The organism is Hamadaea sp. NPDC051192, from assembly GCF_040682475.1.
In the GTDB taxonomy this organism is placed as follows: Bacteria; Actinomycetota; Actinomycetes; order Mycobacteriales; family Micromonosporaceae; genus Hamadaea; species Hamadaea flava.
Map to the genome: position 1 here is coordinate 58,911 of NZ_JBFBAZ010000038.1, position 6,429 is coordinate 65,339.

Annotated in this window: 5 protein-coding genes; 4 read left to right on the forward strand and 1 reads right to left on the reverse strand. The window is 70.2% G+C overall.

All coding sequences use genetic code 11. The features are described 5' to 3' along the window. Nucleotides 1–4: 4 nt before the first annotated feature. Nucleotides 5–1,738, forward strand: a complete 1,734-nt coding sequence (locus AB0M47_RS18425; protein ID WP_363414763.1) for a PucR family transcriptional regulator ligand-binding domain-containing protein — start codon at nt 5–7, stop codon at nt 1,736–1,738. 4 nt (nt 1,739–1,742) lie between these two features. Here the strand turns inward: AB0M47_RS18425 and AB0M47_RS18430 are convergent, their stop codons facing one another. Then, nucleotides 1,743–2,231 (reverse strand): GNAT family N-acetyltransferase, encoded by a 489-nt coding sequence (locus AB0M47_RS18430; RefSeq protein WP_363414766.1) that lies wholly within the window; start codon nt 2,229–2,231, stop codon nt 1,743–1,745. Between the two features lie 142 nt (nt 2,232–2,373). On the opposite strand from AB0M47_RS18430, the gene AB0M47_RS18435 reads away from it, so the two are divergent. The 3 genes from AB0M47_RS18435 to AB0M47_RS18445 form a co-directional block, all read left to right on the forward strand. Then, nucleotides 2,374–3,675 (forward strand): aspartate aminotransferase family protein, encoded by a 1,302-nt coding sequence (locus AB0M47_RS18435; protein WP_363414769.1) that lies wholly within the window; start codon nt 2,374–2,376, stop codon nt 3,673–3,675. A gap of 26 nt (nt 3,676–3,701) precedes the next feature. Then, the gene (locus tag AB0M47_RS18440; RefSeq protein WP_363414772.1) at nt 3,702–5,198 is read left to right on the forward strand and encodes a CoA-acylating methylmalonate-semialdehyde dehydrogenase; all 1,497 of its coding nucleotides are present in this window, start codon (nt 3,702–3,704) and stop codon (nt 5,196–5,198) included. 408 nt (nt 5,199–5,606) lie between these two features. Then, nucleotides 5,607–6,429, forward strand: an 823-nt coding sequence (locus AB0M47_RS18445; protein WP_363414788.1) for a MurR/RpiR family transcriptional regulator, incomplete at its 3' end; no start/stop codon positions are given.

A 6,429-nucleotide genomic window follows, 5' to 3' on the forward strand; every position in this document is an offset into this window, starting at 1 on the left:
AGCCGTGACCGCGCCCGGATACCCGACCGTACGCGAGGTCGTGGCGCTCGACGCGATGCAGGTCGGGTCGCCGCGCGTGGTCGCCGGCGCCGAGCACTTCGACCGGGCGGTCCGCTGGGTGCACTCGTCGGAGGTGCCCGACATCGCCAGCCTGCTCCGGGGCGGGGAGCTGGTGCTGACCACCGGGATCGGCCTGCCCGCGGACGACGACGGCATCCGGGCGTTCGTCCGGGAGCTGGCTGAGGTCGGCGTGTCCGGGCTGGTCGTCGAGCTGGGCCGGCGCTACCCGTCGACGGTGCCCCGGGTGATGGCGGTGGCCGCCGAGAAGCTCGGGCTGCCCCTGGTGGAGCTGCGACGGCCGACCCCGTTCGTGCAGATCACCGAGGCGGTGCACGCCCGCATCGTCGACGCGCAGCTGACCGAGTTGCGGGCGACCGAGGAGATCCACCAGCGGTTCACCGAGCTGAGCGTGGAGGGCGCCGAACCGGCCGAGGTCGTGCACCAGGCGGCGCAGTTGTCGGGGTGCCCGGTGGTCTTGGAGAACCTGGGCCGCAAGGTGCTCGCCTTCGACGCGGCCGGAGGCCGGGCCGAACCGCTCCTGGACGGCTGGGAGCAGCATTCACGCCAGGTACGCGTCACCGGCCGGACCGGTTACGACCCGGACGCGGGCTGGCTGGTCACCATGGTCGGGGCCCGGGGGCAGGACTGGGGCCGGTTGCTGCTGCGCTGGCCGTCAGAGGGGGCGCCGCCGACCCGGCTGACGATCCTGGTGGAGCGGGCCGCCTCGACGCTGGCCTTGGGCCGGTTGATCCAGCGCGACGAGGAGGGGCTGGAACGGCAGTTGCACGGCACGCTGCTGGCCGCCCTGCTCGATCACAGCCTGCCGGTGGACGAGGTCGCCCTGCGGGCGCGGGCGCTGGGGGTGACCGTCGATCGTCGGCGGCTCGTCGGCGTCGTGATCCGGCCGCTGTCCCCCCGCCGGGCTGACCGCGACAAGAGCCAGCCCGACCCCACCCAGGGCCGGGACGAGCGCGACAGTGCGCGGGGCGACCGCGACAGCGCGGACGGCCGGCGACGTGACGGTGACAAGAGCGAGGTCACCGCCATACAAGCCCGGATGCGGGACCTCGCCGACGCGGCGACCCAGGGCGTACGCGAGGCGAAGCTGACCGGGTTGACGGGGGTGCTCGACGACCACGTGGTCGGCGTGCTGCTGGCGGTGAAGTCGGCCGCCGACGAGGACGCCGCCCTGGAGAGGTTCGCCGCGGCGTTGCGCCGGGGTCGTGAAGAGGTCCTCGTCGCGGCTGGGTCTGGTGTGGACAGTCTGCGGGAGGCGCGCCGATCGCTCGTCGAGGCCCGTCAGGTCGCCGACGCCGCCCGCCACGACACCCCCAGCGCCGTCCCGGTGCTGCGGCTGCCCAACGTCGGGCTCGCCGGGCTGCTGCACCTGCTGCGCGACGAGCCTCGCCTACAGACCTTCGTCGAACGCCAGCTCGGTGCGCTGCTCGCGTACGACGCGAAGCATCCGCGTGATCCGTTGCTGCCGACGCTGCGGATCTATCTGGAGTCCGGGCGCAACAAGTCGATCGCGGCGGCCGCGGCGCACCTGTCCCGGCCGGCCTTCTACGAGCGGCTGGCCCGGATCGGGCGGGTCCTCGACGTCGACCTCGACTCCGTGCCGGCCTGCTTGTCGCTGCACGTCGCCTTGCTGGCCTGGGAGGCCATCCGCTCGGAGTAGGGAGCTACAGGTCCCGCGCCATCCACTCGATCCGCAGGTCGGGGTGCGAGTGCAGCGGCTCGAACTCGCCGAGCGAGGTGAAGCCGTGGCGTAGGTAGAGCTTTCGGGCAGTCTCGTTGCCCTCGGTGACCCCAAGGCGGATGCGGGGGAAACCCTTGGCCCGCGCCCACTCCAGGGTGTCGTCGACCAGCGCGCCGGCGACCCCGGTGCCGCGCATGCTCTCCTCGACCCACATCCCGAGGATCAGCGGCTCGGGGAACTCCGGAACCTCGGCGCAGGCGATCTGACCTGCCGGTACGCCGTCGAGGTAGCCGATGCTGCGCAGGGCGTCGTCGCCGCGCTCGAGCCACCAGCGGTGCCAGTAGTGATCGTCGGCGTCGACGGCATTGGCGTACGTCTCGCCGTAGGCCGTGGGAGCCAGCCGCAAGGCGTTGAGCCGCAGGGCTTTCCAGGATTGCCAGTCGTCAAGGGTGGTACGCCGGATCTCGATCACGATCCGACACTATCCGCAGGTGATCGGGGCAGGCGAACGGGTTACCGCCACCGATTGTCCGCCCAACGCTGTGTCATTCATCACCGCGTACGCCTGACAGCCTGTTCGTTGTGTTCGACCGGGGCCGATGGGACGCTGTGGCATGGCAACCACCGACGATCTGCTGGCCCGCCACCGGGCCGTCCTGCCCGCCTGGGTCAGCCCGTTGTACGCCGAACCGATCGAGCTGGTGACGGGAGCGGGCTGCCGCGTCACCGACGCCGGCGGGCGTACCTATCTGGACTTCTTCGGCGGCGTGCTGACGACGTCCATCGGCTATGACGTCGCCGAGATCTCCGACGCCGTACGCCGTCAGGTCGGCACCGGCATCGCGCACTCCTCGACGCTGTATCTGATCCGGCAGCAGGTCGAGCTGGCCGAGAAGATCGCCCGGGTCTCCGGCATCCCGGACGCGAAGGTGTTCCTGGCCAATTCCGGCACCGAGGCGACCGAGACGGCGCTGCTGCTGGCGACCCAGGTCCGCCGCAGCAATCAGATCCTGGCGATGCGCAACTCGTACCACGGGCGCAGCTTCGGCGCGCTCGGCGTCACGGGCAATCGCGGCTGGGCGGCGTCCTCGCTGACCCCGGTCAACGTCAGCTACCTGCACTCCGGCGACCGGCTGCGCGGACTGTTCGCCGGGCTCTCCGACGCCGACTACCTCGGCAAGGCGGTCGAGGACCTGCGCGAGGTGCTGGCCACCACGACCAGCGGCGACGTCGCCTGCCTGATCGCGGAGCCGATTCAGGGCGTCGGCGGGTTCGTCGCCCCGCCCGACGGCTTCTTCGGCGCGCTCAAGGAAGTCCTCGACGAGTACGGCATCCTGTGGGTCTCCGACGAGGTGCAGACCGGCTGGGGGCGTACGGGGGAGCACTTCTGGGGTTATCAGGCCCATGGCGCCGTGCCGGACATGCTGACCTTCGCCAAGGGCATCGGCAACGGATACGCCCTCGGCGGGGTGGTGGCCCGTCCCGAGGTGATGGACTGCCTGACCGCGACCTCGTTCAACACGTTCGGCGGCAATCCGATCTCCAGCGCGGCCGGCTCGGCGGTCCTCGACTACATCCTCGACCACGACCTGCAGGGCAACGCCGCCCGCGTCGGCGAGGTGCTGCACCGGGGACTCCGCGAGATCGCGGCCGCGTCGCCGATCGTCGCCGACGTCCGCGGCAAGGGCCTGATGCTGGCCGTCGAATTCGTGGAACCCGGGACGCTGACCCCGTCGCCGCGCGCGACGTTGGGCGTACTGGAGGAGTGCAAGGCGGCCGGTCTGCTGGTCGGCAAGGGCGGTCTCTACGGCAACGTGATCCGGATGGGTCCGCCGCTCACGCTGACCGAGGCGGAGGCCAAGGAGGGGCTGGGCATCCTGGCCCACGCCATCGAGACGGTCGGAGCGGCCCAGTGAAGAGCGGCCCGGTGAAGAGCGGCCCGGTGAAGCACGTCAAGCACTACGTCGAGGGCAAGGACTGGGAGCGGCCGGGCGGCGCGGCCCGCCATGGCGATCTCTACGACCCGGCCACGGGCGAAGTCACCGGGCACGTCGACTTCGCGTCGTCGGCGGACGTCGACGCCGTGGTCACGGCTGCCGCCGAGGCCTTCCCCGCCTGGCGCGACGCCTCGCTCGCCAAGCGCACCGCCGTCATGTTCGCGCTGCGCCAGCTCGTTCACGAGCGGCGCGACGAACTCGCCGCCGCGATCACCGCCGAGCACGGCAAAGTCCTGTCCGACGCCGCCGGCGAGGTGCAACGCGGCCTCGAGGTCATCGAGTACGCCTGTGGCATCCCGACCGCCCTGAAGGGCGGCTTCAGCGAGAACGTCTCGACCGGAGTGGATTCGTACTCGATCCGCCAGCCGCTGGGCGTCGCCGCCGTGATCTCGCCGTTCAACTTCCCGGCGATGGTGCCGTTGTGGTTCGTGCCGATCGCGATCGCGGCGGGCAACACGGTCGTCCTGAAGCCGTCGGAGAAGGACCCGACGGCGTCGACGCTGCTCGCGGCGTGGTTCAGCGAGGCCGGGCTGCCCGACGGCGTCCTGAACGTCGTGCACGGCGACAAGGAGGCGGTCGACGCGCTCCTGGACCATCCGGACGTGAAGTCGGTGTCGTTCGTCGGCTCGACCCCGATCGCCCGGTACGTCTACGAGCGCGGCACCGCCAACGGCAAGCGCGTACAGGCGCTGGGCGGGGCGAAGAACCACATGGTGGTGCTGCCCGACGCCGATCTCGACCTGGCCGCCGACGCGGCGGTCAGCGCCGGATTCGGCTCGGCCGGCGAACGGTGCATGGCGATCTCGGTCGTCGTCGCGGTCGAGCCGGTGGCCGACGAGCTGATCACGCGGATCACCGAGCGGATGGCCCGGATTCGCACCGGCGACGGCCGCCGCGGCTGCGACATGGGGCCGCTGGTCACCCGGGAGCACCGCGACAAGGTCGCCGGCTACCTGGCGGCAGGCGTACGCGAGGGCGCGAAGCTGGTGGTGGACGGCCGGACCGTCGAGCCCGACGGCGACCGGGCCGGATTCTGGCTCGGTCCCACCCTGTTCGACGACGTCCGGCCGGAGATGACCGTCTACACGGACGAGATCTTCGGACCGGTTCTCTCGATCGTGCGGGTCCGGACGTATGAGGAGGCAGTCGACCTGGTCAACGCGGGTCGCTACGGCAACGGCACGGCGATCTTCACCAACGACGGCGGGGCCGCGCGGCGATACCAGCACGAGGTGGAGGTCGGCATGATCGGGGTGAACGTCCCGATTCCGGTGCCGATGGCGTACTACTCCTTCGGTGGGTGGAAGGCGTCGCTGTTCGGCGACACGCACGCGCATGGCGCCGAGGGCGTCCACTTCTTCACTCGCGGCAAAGTGGTTACCAGCCGTTGGCTCGACCCCTCGCATGGTGGGGTGAATCTGGGGTTCCCGACCCAAAACTGATCATCATCCTGATCATCCTCGGCGTCCGGTTAGCTCACATTTGTGGGCACCGGACGCCGTTTTCATGGGCGATATTCTTACCAAACGCGTGTCCGAATCGCCCGATTACCAATCCGGGACCCCGGCCGCCCCGATCGGCCGACCGATCGACGGCAGTGACCTTGGTCTCGCGCATCCGCCCTGGTAGGCGTGGTCGTGGCCGGTGTCACTGTGGCATTATCGGCCGGGCCAACCCCGGCGTCGGCTAGATAACGGGTTGGAAAACTTCCCCCAACTACTTGACAAGGTAGCGGTTTTAGTAAGAACTTTTACCAACAACAGTAAACACTCCTGCGTATTAGTTGGGCTTCGAGCCGAAGGGGAATGCCGCTCATGGATGGCGAGGTGACGGTCAGCACGGGACAGCCCGTGTCGGCCACCGCCGTACCTGCGGCCCGGAGCGCCGACGGCGAAACCGAGAGCCTGCTGACGCGCATCCGCGCGCAGCTCCCGGAGTTCACGGGGGCGTTGCGTCGGGTCGCTGATCATGTTCTGGCGGATCCGGCGGCGGCGGCGCGGGCGACGATCGTGGAGTTGGCGGAGCGTAGTGGGACCTCGCCGGCGACGGTGACCCGGTTCTGCCGGGCGTTGGGTTTCGACGGGTACGCGGATCTGCGGTTGGGGATCGCGGGGGAGACGGGCCGGTTGGCTCGGTCGGCCGGCTGGCAGGTCGACATCGGGCGGGAGATTCAGCCGACCGATCCGTTGGAGCGGGTGTTGTCGCAGTTGATGGCGGCGGACACGTTGGCGATGCGGGATACGGCGGCGCGGATCGATCTGTCGGCGGTGGAGCGGGCGGCGGATGCGATCGCGGCGGCGTCGCGGGTGGACATCTACGGGGCGTCGGGTAGTGCCCTGGTGGGTGAGGAGCTGCAGTTCTCGTTGCATCGGATCGGGATCGCGGCGTGGGCGTGGACCGACATCCACAACGGTCTGGCTTCGGCGGCTTTGCTGGGGCCGGGGGATGTGGCGTTGGGGATCTCGCATTCGGGGCAGACCCGGGAGACGATCGAGATGATCGCCGAGGCGGGCAGTCACGGTGCGACGACGATCGCGCTGACCAGCTTCCCGCGTTCCCCGCTGACCGACGTCGCCGACGATCTCCTCCTCACCGCCACCCAGGCGACCACCTTCCGGCCGGACGCGTTGTCGGCGCGGCATCCGCAGCTGGTGGTGCTGGACCTGTTGTACA